This window comes from Treponema sp. OMZ 855 (assembly GCF_024181145.1).
GTDB lineage: Bacteria > Spirochaetota > Spirochaetia > Treponematales > Treponemataceae > Treponema.
The window spans coordinates 1,661,051-1,676,711 of record NZ_CP051194.1; the positions used below are offsets into that span (position 1 = coordinate 1,661,051).

Below are 15,661 nucleotides of genomic sequence, written 5' to 3' on the forward strand. Positions count from 1 at the left end.
CCTCCCCTACTCCAGCGTCGGCTTCGACCAATCGGTCTCTTTGGTGTTTTTAAAGTTGGTATAGACGTCCTCGCCCTTCGCCAGTTTATTCTGCTTGCGCTCGTCCATAATTTCTACCAAGCCCTGTACACGTGTTTTGTACTGTTCCGTAGAGAAGTTACGTTCATCAGCCTGATCGCCGTCAAAGTGAACAACCGGAATACCGAGGTCTTCCTTCCAGCGCCGCTCAATTTCGGGCATCGCGCCGCTCCACGGTTTACAGCTACGGTTGTAGTTAACCAATGCACCGCTGATACCGTTTTCTTTTGCCATAGTTTCGCGCCATTCAACACCGGTTTCGATACAGACGGAACACGGCGCCTTGCAGTATGCGGCGGCCATTTCACGGATATTCTCATAACGGAAGCCGAATGCCGGAGCATATACGACAGCGGTTACGTTAACACCGCTATCCTTTAAGGGATCAAACAAGGGACGGAGCGCCGGCCAGCACGGAATACCTTCAAACAAGATACGATGCTCTTCGGGATATTCCCACGTAGAGGTATTTTCTTTTACCGATTGTTCAAATTCCTGTGCCAAGAGTTCAAAACCGACAGCGGCGTCTTCCTCACAGCGGGCGGCGACAATGTCTGCCATGTGGTTAAACAGGTCAAACCCGCTTAACGGAGACGGCTTATATGACATAAATGAACAGGATTTCAACCATGCCGCGGCGGTTCTGTTTGCACGCGCACAGGCATCCTCAAATTTCTTTTCGTCGAATTTTTTACCGGTCAATTGTTCCAGCTGCTTGATGGCATGGTCAAACTGTCCGATAAGATAATCCACTTTTTCTTCGGGAACATCCACCGTGTTGGAGAACGGGATGTCGACCATGATGAGCGGAATATTATGCATACGTGCAATATTTTCGTACCATTTGGTCATCATATTGCAGATATTGTTACAGCACAACAAAAAGTCGGGCTGCGGCATTCTGCGCGAATCGGTGGGCTCTCCCGCGGCATAGGCAAGACTGATACGGGCATAACCGCAGATATCGTTATCATATCCCATATCTTCCGCCGCTTGGCAGAGGCGCAATCCGTCTTTCTTAGCAGCCGTCGATGCTGCATGGTTTTCGGGATACACAACGTTAAGATCAAAAGCTTTCGCTAATTCAATTGGAAATTTAGAAGAACTCCATCCGACTAATTCACCGCGCCGCTTTGCCTCCCACGCATTCGCATAGACCTTATCTACGACATCGCGTAAAATAGCTGCTGCGGGCTTATGACCTTCAATCGGCCGCGGCGTTTTGTTGGGTAACTTTTCCATTTTTTGGGCCATTTGTTTCCTCCTATGTCCTCAAGGTCATCTTCAAAAAAACCGGCAGGTTCTCTAAAAGATGCCATTCAGGCTTGCACCGGCCTTGCATTAACCGGCGTAAAGCCTTACTTATTTTCCCGCCTGCATACACTTTTGATGTGCAAACAGAGCGGCTCCAATTGCGCCATTTAACTGGCAATATTCACTCGTGTGAATTTTAAATCCTATATTCTTTTCTAATGCCCGTACCATTCCCTTATTCAGGGCTACTCCTCCGGTCATTATGACGTCATCCTGAATACCGACCCGCTTGGCCAAACTGCCGACACGGCTCGCTATTGCAGTGTGGATTCCTTTTACGATATCGGGAATTTTCGCACCGCTTGCCAATTGAGAGATAACTTCCGATTCGGCAAATACGGTACAGGTTGAGCTGATTGTCAGCTCTTTGGTAGACTGTTCATCAAGCTTTTCAAGGTCTTCCAAATTGATTTCCAGAACCTTTGCGATAACATCGAGGAAGCGTCCCGTACCGGCAGCGCACTTATCGTTCATAACAAAGTTTTCAAGCATACCGTTATCGCTAAGCTTTAACGCCTTAGAATCCTGCCCACCGATATCGATAATAGTACGAACACGCGGGAACAAGAAATAAGCGCCTTTTGCATGGCAGGACAGTTCAGACATCTGTGCCGGTACTTCCTTTAACGAATTACGCCCATAGCCAGTTGCGATAGCTCCGTCAAGCTGCTCCATCGAGGTAAACCCCAGCTGATCAAGCGCCTGCTTCATTACCCGTGCCGGCCCGCTTGTTCCCGTCCCCACCGGAACGACAGCCGTTGCGACGATTTCCTTCCCGTCCTTGATAATAACACACTTGGAAGCTGTAGAACCGACGTCTACGCCCATAGTAAATATACTCATAACGATATATCCGCTCCCTTGCCGATAAAAATATACAAAAATCCCCGATTACGGGCAATTTTCAGGTAACTGCTTTTCAGTCAGCGGTTACCGTTACTTGCGGCAAAAACCGCTTATACATTACAGTCCAAGCATGTGCTTAGCCAAATCCAAGAACTTTGTAATGATAATTGCATTGGTAATATTACTGATAAAACCTCCGATGACCGGCACGACAAAGAATGCCAACTTTGAGTAGCGGTATTTACGGCATACCGTCTGCATTGTCGTCATCGAAACAGGTACGGCACCCAAGCCGAACCCGATATGACCGACCGCCATAACCGCCGCGTCATAGTTTCTTCCCAACAGGTTAAACGTAAGGAAGTAACAGAAAATAAGAATTAACACAACCTGTACAAGCAGCAATACAACCAGTGCGGTACCTAAGCCTGCGAGTTGCCAGAGTTTCATTGAAACAATCGACATCGAAACAAATAACGCGAGCGAAAACTCACCGACGATATCGAATGCATCATATAATACATTGTGCTTTGCGGGATTAGTTTTTGAAGTTAAATCCAACAAAAGGCGCATAGCGATTCCGCCGAACATACAGCATACGTGAATGGGGAAGTTGATCTTGAAATACTTCAAGGCTAAAAATAAAACTTGTCCGATACCGCACGCAATACAAAGCATAAACACTGCCTGCAGTACATTGGCTTTATCTACCAAAGCGCCGGCTGTACCGCCAGAACCTTCAGCCTTTAATTCCGCCGCTTCTTCCTTGCCGTCCAATTCAGGGTTTTCAAGGTGGAAACGCTTTACCATAAAGTTACCGAACGGACCGCCCAAGATACAACCTGAAATCAATCCGAAGGTTGCAGCGGCAATCGCAACTTCCATAGCCGCGCTTGCACCCGCTTCTACGGCAATCGGAGCAAACGAAGCCGCATTTCCATGACCGCCGGTCATCGGAATACTGCCAGTCATCAACGAAATAAGCGGACTGATGTTAAAAAGGCTTCCTACCGAAATAGCGGCGGCGTTTTGCAACGCGGCAAGCAAAGCTGCCAGTACGGTAAAAATAATTACCAGCTTGCCGCCTTTTTTCAGCAATGCCAAACTCGCAGCAGCGCCGCTTGCGGCAAAGAAAAGACAATAGAACAGCTGATTGACTGTTTTATAATCAAAATTGAGTTCAAAAATATTGACCGAATAGAGCAATAACGAAAGGAGCGCAAATAAGGTACCGCCCACAACGGCAGCGGGTAAACAATATTTTTTGAGAACGGGAATCTTGTTACGCAAGAACTCCCCTACATAGATTGCAATAACGGCAACCATGAGTGTTTCAAACATACCTAATTTTAAAACAATTCTTTCCATAAACCGATAACTCCTGATAATGCTTGTATTTCCGTATAAAAATTACGGGATTTAACAACGCATAAATGAGAGCCGTTGAGCACAGTTTCTATCTGTTTGAACGGTTCTCAACTGAACCGATACCGGTCTTATTGCTTACAGCAACTAACCGGTACCGTTTTTTTTGTTTTGTTCATTCCATCAAGTCATTCCTAAAAACTCACATGAGTTTTTAAGCGTTGGCTTATTTCTTTACAAAGGTATTATATTCTCGAATTGCCCGCGGCAGCAGCATTTGATGGAATGCGCACATTGCTTTCGGATTCTGATAGACCGAGTTTGCAAACGCGATCATATACGCCCGTATATCATACAGATTGACGATTTCGTCGACCATACCGGTCTTGGCACAATACTGCGGAATGGATTTTTCCTTATACTCATTGATCAGTTTGTTCATCTTTTCAATGGTCGGCGTTAAATCTTTTCCCGCATCCTTATCCTTAACCAAGCGGCGTGAATACATCGCGGTTGCGGCAGTTTCCCCGTTCATTACATTGATTTCAGTTGCCGCGGTACCAAGCGAGAACGCATTGGTATCGTTGCCCTGAGGCCCGCCCAATACGTAGTGAGCCGCAGCAGTTCCCTTACGCAGCGTAACTTCCATCTGCGGAATATTGGAATTCTGAATGGAGTAGATAAGCGACTGTCCCAAACCGAGCAATTCCGCTTTTTCCGCATCGTTTCCGACGTCGATACCAGTGGTATCCTGCAGCCAGACAATCGGAATCTTATCGCGAGCGCAGAGCGTTACGAACTCATTCATCTTCATAAGTCCCTGCCGATAGAGCTTACCGCCGATACCGACAGCGCCTTCCTTGTATTCGGGATATTTCAGCAGCAAGCCTTGGAAGTTTGCCACAATACCGACTAACAAGCCGTCTACCTTCGCAATACCGGTTACCATTTCGGGGCCATAGCCTTTTTTGAACTCGCTAAATTCGCTGTTATCTACCAGCCGTCCGATAATATCGTAGATATTGTATACCTTCTTCTGGTTCATCGGCAAAATGGAATAAAGATCATTCGGATCAAGCGCAGGCTCTCTCGGCTCATCTACGCGGAAAAATTCCAAATTGTAAGCGGGCAGGTAGTCCATGTATTTTTTGATGCCGTCCAATACACCGATTTCGTCGCTGTACACTTCGCGGAAAAATCCTGTTTCATTATAGTGAATGGATACCGTTCCCGGCACATCGACACCCTTGGATTTTTTGCTTGCCTCGATAATCTGCTCGGCGCCCTCTTGGTCGATATAGCCTTTCGGGTTCATACCGCCGACGATACCGGCGCCGCCGACTGCCATATTCGCTTTTTCATGCGCGATAAGGATGGTCGGGCTGATACTGTGGTAACCGCCGCCCGCAGGGTTTGTTCCATAGATACCGACGATAACGGGAACACCGAGCTGCTGCAGCTCTACGTTCCGATAGAACGGAGTACCGCCGCCGCGCCGATTCGCGTAGACTTTTTCCTGTTCATCGAGCTTAACACCACTGCAGTTCAATACATAGACCAACGGAATGCGGAGGCATTTTGCCGTATCGGAAGCCCGCAGTAAGTTTTCCGCCTGTCCGGGAACCCATGCACCGACAATCTTCTTATTATCGGATGCAACGATAACCGCCCATTTTCCGTTAATCCGTCCCAAGCCTTTGACGATACCGGTCGCGGTTTCAAAGTCCTGCGGATTATAGAGGCTGTTTAAAGGACACCATGTACCTTCGTCAATCAGGTCGGCGATCCGCTGCAGCGCGGTCATCTGCCCTTTTTCGTTGATAGCCTCCGTCGGTGTTCCTGCTTCATGAATCTCATCTACAAGTCTGCCGATTTCTTCTTCAACGTCTTTAATCAGCTTCTCATTTTCTTCATCAATATGTGCCAATGCTTTTCCAACTTGTTCCATATTTTGGAAATAGCCCGGCATTGAATAATCACCCATATCTATTCCTCCGGTTACGACATTTTCCGCGAGCACGAAGCTCACGGAAAATGCTCTTTTTCTGTGCGAAATTTTATCAAAAATTTCGCACATTTTTTCTAACAGACGGGTAAACACATCAAGCGGAGTAGATTAACATCGCAGAATAATTGTGGCTATGGCGTCTAAAACTAGCCTTTCCGTCAGCCTTTTGAAAATAGCGGCACCGGATACAAGGCGCAAACAAAAACAAAGCGGAGACGTACTTGTTGTACGTTGAGCATTTATTTTTGTGCAGCAACGCCGTAAACGGTATGCATATTTTCAAAAGGCAAGGTTGAACGGCCTCCTTATTCTGCGGGGCTGCTAAAAAATAGCCTGATGTGTTTACCCTACCTTGATACTTACTCTTCGACAGGAACCTTGATAAATGCCTGCCCGGGATCGATTTCCTCGCGAATCATCTTAATGACATCTTCGCTCGGCGCATCAAGCAGAACAGCCTTAGAAACATCGATATCAAAACCGGTATTTTCCAGTACGTCCTCGGGGGAAGAAGTCGGATAATATCCCGCTAAGTACATCCGCTTGGTCTTATCGTCAAATTTGAGGATACCGCGGTCGGTAACAACGGCGATCGGACCTCTGTTTCCCGGAAGACCGAGTCTTTCACGTCCGCCGGGGCCGTCTCCCCATCCGGCGCTGGTGATGTAGTCAATTTTGTCGATAAAGCGACGTTTTTCATGCTGCATCATAATAACAGTGTTGGAATATGTTGCGATACCGTTTGCACCGCCCGAACCGGTAAACCGGGTAATAGGATTATGATAATCGCCGATACAGGTTGAGTTTACGTTTCCGTAGGGGTCAATCTGAGCACCGCCGATAAAGGCGATCATACGGTCGTTATCGTTGAGCCATTCATTTGCCTCAAACCCGATAAAGCGGACATTCGGCCATTGCACTCCGCAGTGAGCCATCAGCCGGTTATCGCCGACGCTGCGCGGTACTTCGATCGGAGCGCAGTCCATCAAACCGCTTTCTACAATCAGCTTGCAATTCGGAGCAAAAATCCGTTTTGCCAACGAAGCTCCGATTAAAGGAAGCCCCGTCCCTACAATAACGATTTGACCGTCTTTAATGGTCTTCGCGATTGTAATCGCCTGCATCTCTTTATTGGTATAATTCTTATAATTCTTCGCCATCTTACTTATCCTCCTTCACAAGCTTTGCCGCATAGCCGAAGCCCGGCACAACATGGAGCTTCGCCAATCTGCTCGCGCCTAACTTATCGATATACTCATTATGATCTTTTACGCCGTATACCCACTCATTCAGGTACGCTTTAAAATCTTCTTCGGTCTTGGTAACGCTGTCGTACATTTTGAAGAAGTTCGCATCATAATCATAATAGTTATAGCACTGAGCGGGATGAGCACCGTAGGGAGTGTGAACAACTGCATCGACGCAGAATTCGGGAATTGAGTTCTTGCTGGGATCTCTTCTGATTTCTTCTTCGGTTACGAGTTCTTCGCAGGTTACGATACATTTTTTTGCGGCAATTGCGATATCGACATCGTGGAATTCATCGCCCTCAATAGAGCATGTCCCTTCGATAGAAGCCTTCTGCACGTGGATAATTGCGGTGTCCAAGCGCGGTACCGGTACGGCAACCACTTTTTCGCCGGGGTTAAAGGGATTGTCCATCTCTATCAATTTATCGTTAGGAAGACGAGGATCTTTTGAACGTTCTTCCTTACTAATTCCCCACTTGTTTACCAAGTCGGAACCCTGCATCAGCCGTACCGGCAGATACGGGAGACCGAGAGATGAAGCATGGAGCATCAGCATTAAAACATCCTGCGAATAGTCTTCCAGCAGCATTTTTTTGTTTTTTTCTATTTCGTGGCGGAAGCGGCGTGCTACATTCGTATAGCCGGAATTTGCAATATAGCAGTTAATAAAGGCCTTTACCCTTCCTTCACCAATCAGCATATCCCAGTCGCCGCCGGCAGGGCCGGAATAACCGATAAAATCACCTAAACCTTGACGCAAGATCTCGTTTACCGCCGCATAAGGCTTGCGGTTTGTCGTAAAACCGCCGAAACAAAGAACATCGCCCGATTTTACGTACGTTTTGATTGCATCATGCAATGACATAACCTTACTCATAATACATCTCCTTCCAACTATATGTACTTTAATGAGATAGAATGTATCGCAGAAATCACTCTTCAGCGATACATTCTATCATACAAAGAGGGAACGCCGATAACATCGGTATTCCCTCTGCATTATTACTTGCCGAAAATCAGCATAAAATAACCGGCTGCAACCGCCGACCCGATAACACCCGCGACATTAGGTCCCATTGCGTGCATTAACAGGAAGTTCGTAGGATTTTCTGCAGAACCGACCGTTTGCGAAACGCGCGCAGCCATCGGTACTGCTGAAACACCCGCAGACCCTATTAACGGGTTAATTTTCCCGCCGGTAACGACATACAACACCTTTCCGAGCAGAACACCGCCGACGGTCGACATACAGAACGCAAACAAGCCCATAAAGATAATGGTAATCGTTTGCACCCGCAGGAACAGCTCTCCGTTAGCGGTAGCACCAACCGTAACGCCGAGCATAATCGTAACGATGTTAATCAAAGCGTTTTGTGCCGTATCGGACAAGCGCTGTACGACACCGGACTCTCTAAAGATATTGCCCAACATCAGCATACCGAGCAACGGAGCAACCGATGGCAGCAACAGCGCAGTAAATAGAACGGTTCCGATCGGGAATACGATCTTTTCGGTCTTACTCACCTTCCGCAGCTGCTTCATCTTAACCGCCCGCTCTTTTTTGGTGGTTAACAGCTTCATAATCGGCGGCTGAATCAACGGAATCAGCGCCATGTACGAATACGCTGCAACGGCAATCGGTGCAAGCAGTTCGGGCGCCAAGTTGTTTGCAATATAAATAGAAGTAGGACCGTCAGCTCCGCCGATGATAGCGATAGCGGCAGCCTGCTTCGCCGTAAAAATCGGTAAGGCGCTGGCAGCCATAAAGGTAATATAGATACCAAACTGCGCTGCCGCTCCGAGCAGCAAGCTGATGGGGTTGGCGATAAGCGGTCCGAAATCAGTCATTGCGCCTATTCCCATGAATATTAAGCACGGGAAGAGGTTACTTTTGATACCGCTATAGATAATCCGCAGTACACCGGACGTATACCAAGGATCCGCTTCCTTCATCAAATCCGCTAACGGTAAATTCGTCAAAAACATACCGAAAGCAATCGGCAACAGCAGCAACGGTTCAAACTGTTTGACGATTGCTAAATAAATTAAAACGAACGAGATGACAAACATCACAAGCTGCTGCCATGTCAACGCAGCAAAGCCTGATTGTTGCATCATCGTCCCTATAACCTTAATGAATTCCATGCGGTGCCCCTTATTTAACCTCTACCAGTACGGTATCAGTATCGACGGCATCTCCTTTCTTTACCCTGACAGCAGCTACGGAACCGGCAACTTCGGATACGATTTCGGTTTCCATCTTCATGGCTTCCAAAATAACGACCACTTGACCGACGGCAACCGCATCGCCCTCTTTCACTTTTACATCAAGAACGGTACCGGGCATCGGGCTGACAACGGAACCGGCAGAACCCGAAGCTGCAGGTGCCGGGGCAGCAGGCGGCGGAGCAACTGCAGGCTGAGCTGCGGGGACAGCTTGAACAGTGTGGGATACCCGCTCAGGGGGGCGTCTGGACAAAGAGGAAGAGCCGCCGCCGACTCTCTCGACTTCAACTTCATATTTTTCACCATTCACAGTGACTACATAGTTCATACTAAACACTCCTTTATGTGATTTATAGTTTCTTAATATTCGTAATTACGAATGAATTTAAAGGCTCGCGCCTTTCTTCGCTGATTGCGGCCGCAATAACCGCAACCTTTACCGCTTCGGTACCCGCTGCAGGCTTCGCATTGACGGCTGTAGATGCCGCTGCCGCAGGGGCTGCTTGAGGTTTGGCAGGTAATTTTTTCTCTAAGCCTGAAATAATTTTCGAAACGATCATAACGTAAATCGCTAAGAAGATTAGAGATAAAAACACAATGCCAAGCCCAAGCAGAGATGACAACAAGCTTGTAACAAAGCTTATGTACTCTGTTGTAATCATTCATACCTCCTATAAGGAATAAATAGCTTGAAAAAGCATCCTGGATAATAGTCCTATCATAATACAAAAAGTGCTTTACTGTCGAGACAGCAAAGCACTTTTTTAGCTATTTTTAGATAGTATTGAGATATGGTAGCAAATCTGTTTTATTCAAAATCAGCCGACAAAGATACTGGTAAATGCCTGAATAATAAACGCATTAACAAAGTCGATAAACAGTGAACCTACGAGCGGAACAGCTAAGAAAGCCTTTGTCGAGAAACCGTTTACCGAGGTGAACGCTTCCATGTTTGCGATAGCGTTCGGGGTAGCGCCCATACCGAAGCCGCAGTGACCGGTCGCCATAACCGCAGCATCGTAGTCCCGTCCCATAATATTGAAGGTTACAAAATAGGCAAACAATCCCATAACGACGGTCTGTACCAACAGGATTACGATAAGAGGAATTGCCAAGTCTGCCAATTCCCACAGCTTCATCGACATTAATGCAATAGCCAAGAAGAAGGACAGACATACGCTTCCGATAATACCGATTTCATCGATCGGAGTTTTGCTTTCAGTCTTATCGACAACGTTACGCATAATAGCGGCGATGAGCATCGGGATGAGATATGCCGGTAAAGACAGTCCTGCTTTTTTAATAAGCGGAGTGATAAGGCCGCCGACACCCATTGAAATACCGATCATACAGGCTGCTTTAAAGAAGGATTTCTCAGTCATGGTAGCTTTCTGAGCAAGGGTCTCTTCGTTTTCAGCTTGCTGTTGAGCATCTTTTGCGTTGACTTCTTTGCACACGAGGTTGTGCTTATCCTTTAAACGCTTTGCAATCGGACCGCCGAGTAAACACCCCGATACCAACCCGTAGGTTGCCGAAGCAATTGCAACAACGGTAGCACCTGAAACTCCCCGTTCTTCCAAATAAGGACCGAAGGCACCTGATGTACCGTGTCCACCGGTCAACGGGATAGAACCTGCAGCCAAACCGATACCGGGGTTAAGCCCGAACACCTTTGCCAAGGCAATACCGACACCGTCTTGTACAACACAGAGTACCGCTGCTGCGGCCAAGAACAGAAGTGTTGCAATACCGCCCTTTTTCAATGCCGAAACACTTGCCAAGAAACCGACACTGGTAAAGAACACAACCATGAAGAAATTCTTCAAATTTCCGTCAAATGTAAATGTAAACAGCCCCATATTATGGCCTACTAACATTACAATTGAGAACAGTGTTCCTCCGATAACCGGCGCAGGAATGTAGTACTTCTGAAAAAGTCCAACTTTTGCTTTAATACCGCTTCCCAACAGGTACAGTATAATAGCAAGCCCCAACGTTAGATACATATCAAACGTAAATGTAAACATCTTTCATTACCTCCTCATAAGATGCATTTACTGTTGCACACTAGCAGTCAATTATTGAATTTTATTTTTGCAATCTCCGGTGTCAAGATATTCTTTTACATTATCGAAGGTTGTTTCGATCATATTAAGAGCGGCTTCATCAGTATAAGAACCGACATGCGGCGTAATAATGACTTTCGGGTACATATTGATCAGCTTCTCAAATGCAGGAACAGGCAAGGTCTTTCCTTTAAAATCCTTAAAGAAGATTTCTACCTCATTATCCAAGGTATCGATACCCGCGCCGTAGATCTTTCCGCTTTCAAGTCCTTCTACCAACGCATCGGTATCGACCAATTCACCGCGCCCGGTATTGATGAGGATGACATTATCCTTCATCTTTGCAATTGCTTCTTTGGTGATAATCTTACCGTTTTCTTTGATATACGGAGCATGGAGCGTGATAATATCGGATTTTGCAAGCACTTCATCCATCGGCATCTGTGTTACGATGTCTTCCACACCGGTTTTCGGGAAAATATCAAATCCGATAATATTCGCGCCTAAACCTTTAAACAGTTTAGCGGCTGTCATACCGATTCGTCCCAGACCGAGTACGCCGACCGTACAATTCCGTACTTCACGCGAGAACATCTGCTTATCAACGATAAAATTCTTATCTTTTGTTTTGTTGCCGGTATACGTAACATTGCGCAACAAAGTCATCGCTAACGTCAGCGCCAATTCCGCAATCGCATTCGGAGAATAAAACGGCACATATGCCATTTTAAATCCTAATTCTTTTGCATACGGGATATCGATGTGATTAACCCCTACCGTTCGGGTTAATACATATTTAATGCCGAGCTCTTTATAAATATCCAGCCGCTCTTTTGTCGCAAAGCAGTTTCCGCGCAATACGACTACGTCATGCCCTGCAGCTTTTTTCGCAGTCGCCTCATCGGTCAGATATTCGGGGATTAAGGTCATTTTGTACCCGAATTTCTTATTTACCGCTTCAAAGATAGGAACTTCGACATCGCGCACGCCGTAAAAAATAATTTTCATTCTACAGTGCCTCCTTAAATTACATAAACCTGAAAATAGAGTCGAAAACAGCACCAAACCAACAATACAAGCACTTATCTAAGTATACATAATAACTGCTTGTATAATTGATATATTGGCCTATAACGCTCATACTCATTCCAGTATTATTTAATCCTACAATGCCTCTACCGTGTTGTCAAGAAAATAAATAAATAAATTTATTTTTATTTTTACAGGACAACGGGTACATAAATCACGCATGTTTTAGGTCTTTACGCTGCAGATTACCATGCGGAGCGTAGACAGTGATAAGCAAAAGGACTAGAATACATCTACTATTATACAGTATAGATAGTATAGAGCCGGACGGATAATAATTTTACCGTGAGACCCCGTTAATTTGTAATCGGTTAAAAAAATAAAATCCGTGTTTGGAAAGGAGTCTTAGCACTATGGCAAAAACAACACCGAAACGGTTTTCAATCCGCTATAAACTCATCCTTGTTTTCGGCCTTCTTGTCATGTTTGCCGGTATTACCGAAGCAGTGCTGGCAAACTGGATTGCACGTAAAGCGGTAACCGAAAAAGTCGAAACGCATTTAACGGACAAAGCAGTAGATGTCGCAAACATCATCGACGGAAGAATAACCGCACTTTTTCAACTTCTTAACGGTATTGCCCGTATGCCTTTTTTAACGGATCCTGCATATTCATACCAAGAACGGGTTGTCCTCTTGGAAAAAGAAGCTGCTGCAAACAGTAAGATCATTGAACTGGATATAACCGCTCCCGACGGTACATTCTATTATGTAGGAAATACCGTTCAGGTAAGCGACAGACAATGGTTCCGGACAGCGCTTTCGGGGACGCCGTTTATTTCAGAGCCGTATAGAGAACGGGCGAGAGGAACACTTGTTATCACGCTTGCTGTCCCGATCTTCGATGAAAATCATAATATACACAGCGTTCTTTCCGCCGATGTCAACGGATTGCTGCTTACGCAAAATATTCAAGATATTGTCGTGGGCAAAAGCGGTGTCTGCTATGTTATCGGTTTAACGGGAACCACCATCGCCGATAGAGACACTTCTTTGGTAGAAAACTTTTTCAATGCCTCCGAATTGGGAAAAACAGATTCGAATTTTACCAGCCTTGGTACATTCGAACAAATCGCATTACAAGCGCAAACGCCTGCTGTCGGATATTATGAATACAAAGGAATTTCAAAAATAGCATCATACGCCAAAAGCAAGATATCAGGCTGGATAATTGTTATTAATGCGCCATATCAGGAGTTTATGGGGACAGTCAATTCGATGACCGTTTCTATGGTAACAATAGGGCTCGTTATACTCCTCGGAGCACTGGTCATCGTTTATCTTGTGGCCGCTAAACTAGTCAAACCTATTCAAACGGCGGTATATGCATTAAAAGATATTTCACAAGGCGAAGGTAATTTGACAGTCAGACTGCCGGTTACAGGAAATGATGAAATTACCGATTTGTCCGAATTTTTTAACCAAACCATTGAAAAGATCGCTCATGCAATAAAATCGATCGGGACCAATAGCGCTGAGATGCAAACGATTGGCAATGAACTCGCAGATAATATGGTAGAAACCGCAAGTGCAGTGAATCAAATCAGTGTCAATATCGAAGGTGTAAAGCGGCAGACTTTAACCCAAGCGGCAAGTGTGACCGAAACGGCAGCAACCGTTGAGGAAATTGTCCGTACTATTAAGCAGCTGAACACCAGTATCCAAACGCAAGCGGCAAGCGTTGCACAGTCTTCATCTTCGATTGAGCAGATGGTGGCCAACATCGCCTCCATTACCGATACACTCGAAAAGGCAAACGGTGCAGTAAAAAGCCTGACAACCGCAACCGACGACGGTAAAGCAACGCTTGTAACCTCGAATACCGTAACACAAAAAATAGCCGAAGAATCTGGCTCGCTGATGGAAGCATCGAGCGTTATTCAGCATATTGCATCCCAAACAAACTTGCTCGCAATGAATGCGGCCATCGAAGCCGCTCATGCAGGCGAGGCGGGAAAAGGTTTTGCTGTTGTCGCGGATGAAATCCGCAAATTGGCAGAAGATTCCGCGGCTCAAGGAAAAAATATTACAAAGACCCTTAAAATGCTCAGCGGAGAAATCGAAACACTTTCAGCATCTTCCAAGACCGTAGAAGGAAAATTCAATACCATATTTAACCTAGCAGGACAAGTGAAGGATATGAGCAATAGCCTGACCCATGCAATGCGTGAACAGGAAAACGGCAGTAAAGAAGTATTAACCGCCATCAAGAACATCAATACGGTAACGATAGAAGTACAAGAAGGCTCCGAAGAGATGCTAAAAGGCGGGGAAAGCGTTGCTGAAGAGATGCGAAAACTGGATGATCTTACCCGCATCATTACCGACGGCATGAACGAAATGGCGATAGGAGCGGCGCAGATCAATAACGCCGTTCAAGAAGTCAATAACATAACGCAGAAGAATAAACGAAGTATCGAAAACTTAACGGATGAAGTCGGCAAGTTTAAAGTCTAGCCGGCTGTAGAGGATGATGACTATGAAAAAGGTAAGTATTATTACAGTAATTGTACTCGCGTGTGCAGGAGCAGTGTTCTTTTTCGGATGGACGCAATTCTCAGTTCCTGCGGGAAAATACGGTGTCATGCTGTCAAAGTCGGGAGGCTATTACCCCCAAGCGATTATGCCCGGAAATTTTACCTGGCGATGGGAGCGGATTGTTCCTACGAATGCACAGATACTGGTATTTGACCTAACGCCCCGGCAAGTAAATTACGCGGCGGACGGTTCGCTCCCGTCGGCAGACCGATACGCTAAAATATTGAATACAAAAGATAATTTTTCGTGGGCATTCGGTATCGATGCCCTCGTTACGCTGAAACCTGAAAAGTTGGTATCAATTATCGAAAAAAACACCATACAGACGCAAGAAGCCCTTGACTCGTATATCGATTCGCATATACGCGCGGCGTTGCAGACAATTATGTACCGGTATGTTTCGGAACTGATCGACAATCCCTACGAATATCAGCAAGTAAAAACCGATTATCATACACTTTCGGAAAAGCTCAAAAACGAACTCATAAAAACAACCGGTGAAGACTTTTCTGTCGAAGCCGTTACCTTAACCAAACTCACCATCCCCGATATTCATACTTATAAGATTGCAGAACAGGCTTATAACACGTATGAACAGAAGCGCGAAATGCTTTTGGCAGAAACTGCGGCAAAAGAAGCACAATACGCAGCTTCGGAACAATTCCAGATAGACCGGCTGACAAAATGGGGAGACTTTTTGGCAAAATACCCGCACATCATTGAACTGATTGCTGTTGCACAGCAGGATTCCAAAGCGGCGCTCAATGCTTTAAAGTCGCTGGAGAAAAAACAAGAATAACCCGGTATTACAGCTTTTTATCTACTATAAAAAATTAGTTTGTCTTTTGGGGATATCGAAAAAGTAACCAACTTTTAAGACAT

The 15,661-nt window shown here is 45.8% G+C and carries 13 protein-coding genes; 2 read left to right on the forward strand and 11 right to left on the reverse strand.

What is annotated here, in order from left to right:
• Window positions 1-6: 6 nt before the first annotated feature.
• From E4N65_RS07480 to E4N65_RS07530, 11 genes are all read right to left on the reverse strand, one after another.
• Entirely contained in the window at window positions 7-1,332 is a 1,326-nt protein-coding gene (locus tag E4N65_RS07480; protein WP_253672557.1) for a 2-hydroxyacyl-CoA dehydratase subunit D, read from the reverse strand.
• A 108-nt stretch (window positions 1,333-1,440) separates the two neighbouring features.
• On the reverse strand, window positions 1,441-2,235 hold the full coding sequence (locus tag E4N65_RS07485) for an acyl-CoA dehydratase activase (protein ID WP_044015835.1): 795 nt from the start codon (window positions 2,233-2,235) through the stop codon (window positions 1,441-1,443).
• Window positions 2,236-2,355: 120 nt separating this feature from the next.
• The gene (locus E4N65_RS07490; protein WP_253672559.1) at window positions 2,356-3,606 is read right to left on the reverse strand and encodes a sodium/glutamate symporter; all 1,251 of its coding nucleotides are present in this window, start codon (window positions 3,604-3,606) and stop codon (window positions 2,356-2,358) included.
• Between the two features lie 223 nt (window positions 3,607-3,829).
• Window positions 3,830-5,587, reverse strand: a complete 1,758-nt coding sequence (locus E4N65_RS07495; RefSeq protein ID WP_253672561.1) for an acyl-CoA carboxylase subunit beta — start codon at window positions 5,585-5,587, stop codon at window positions 3,830-3,832.
• 383 nt (window positions 5,588-5,970) lie between these two features.
• Window positions 5,971-6,771: a glutaconate CoA-transferase subunit B gene (gene gctB / locus E4N65_RS07500; protein ID WP_044015831.1), complete on the reverse strand. Its 801-nt coding sequence runs from the start codon at window positions 6,769-6,771 to the stop codon at window positions 5,971-5,973.
• Window position 6,772: 1 nt separating this feature from the next.
• On the reverse strand, window positions 6,773-7,738 hold the full coding sequence (gctA, locus tag E4N65_RS07505) for a glutaconate CoA-transferase subunit A (RefSeq protein ID WP_044015830.1): 966 nt from the start codon (window positions 7,736-7,738) through the stop codon (window positions 6,773-6,775).
• Between the two features lie 125 nt (window positions 7,739-7,863).
• Window positions 7,864-9,006 (reverse strand): sodium ion-translocating decarboxylase subunit beta, encoded by a 1,143-nt coding sequence (locus E4N65_RS07510; RefSeq protein ID WP_253672563.1) that lies wholly within the window; start codon window positions 9,004-9,006, stop codon window positions 7,864-7,866.
• Window positions 9,007-9,016: 10 nt separating this feature from the next.
• Complete coding sequence (locus E4N65_RS07515; RefSeq protein ID WP_253672565.1) at window positions 9,017-9,415, reverse strand: biotin/lipoyl-containing protein; 399 nt, start codon at window positions 9,413-9,415, stop codon at window positions 9,017-9,019.
• 22 nt (window positions 9,416-9,437) lie between these two features.
• Window positions 9,438-9,749: an OadG family transporter subunit gene (locus tag E4N65_RS07520; protein ID WP_253672567.1), complete on the reverse strand. Its 312-nt coding sequence runs from the start codon at window positions 9,747-9,749 to the stop codon at window positions 9,438-9,440.
• A gap of 156 nt (window positions 9,750-9,905) precedes the next feature.
• Window positions 9,906-11,114 carry a sodium/glutamate symporter gene (gene gltS, locus E4N65_RS07525; protein WP_253672569.1) on the reverse strand — a complete coding sequence of 403 codons (1,209 nt, stop codon included), beginning with the start codon at window positions 11,112-11,114 and terminating at the stop codon, window positions 9,906-9,908.
• Between the two features lie 51 nt (window positions 11,115-11,165).
• Window positions 11,166-12,161, reverse strand: coding sequence for a 2-hydroxyacid dehydrogenase (locus tag E4N65_RS07530; protein WP_253672571.1), 996 nt, complete (start codon window positions 12,159-12,161; stop codon window positions 11,166-11,168).
• A 434-nt stretch (window positions 12,162-12,595) separates the two neighbouring features.
• On the opposite strand from E4N65_RS07530, the gene E4N65_RS07535 reads away from it, so the two are divergent.
• Window positions 12,596-14,698, forward strand: a complete 2,103-nt coding sequence (locus E4N65_RS07535; protein ID WP_253672573.1) for a methyl-accepting chemotaxis protein — start codon at window positions 12,596-12,598, stop codon at window positions 14,696-14,698.
• A gap of 22 nt (window positions 14,699-14,720) precedes the next feature.
• Entirely contained in the window at window positions 14,721-15,578 is an 858-nt protein-coding gene (locus E4N65_RS07540; protein ID WP_253672575.1) for an SPFH domain-containing protein, read from the forward strand.
• Window positions 15,579-15,661: the final 83 nt, after the last annotated feature.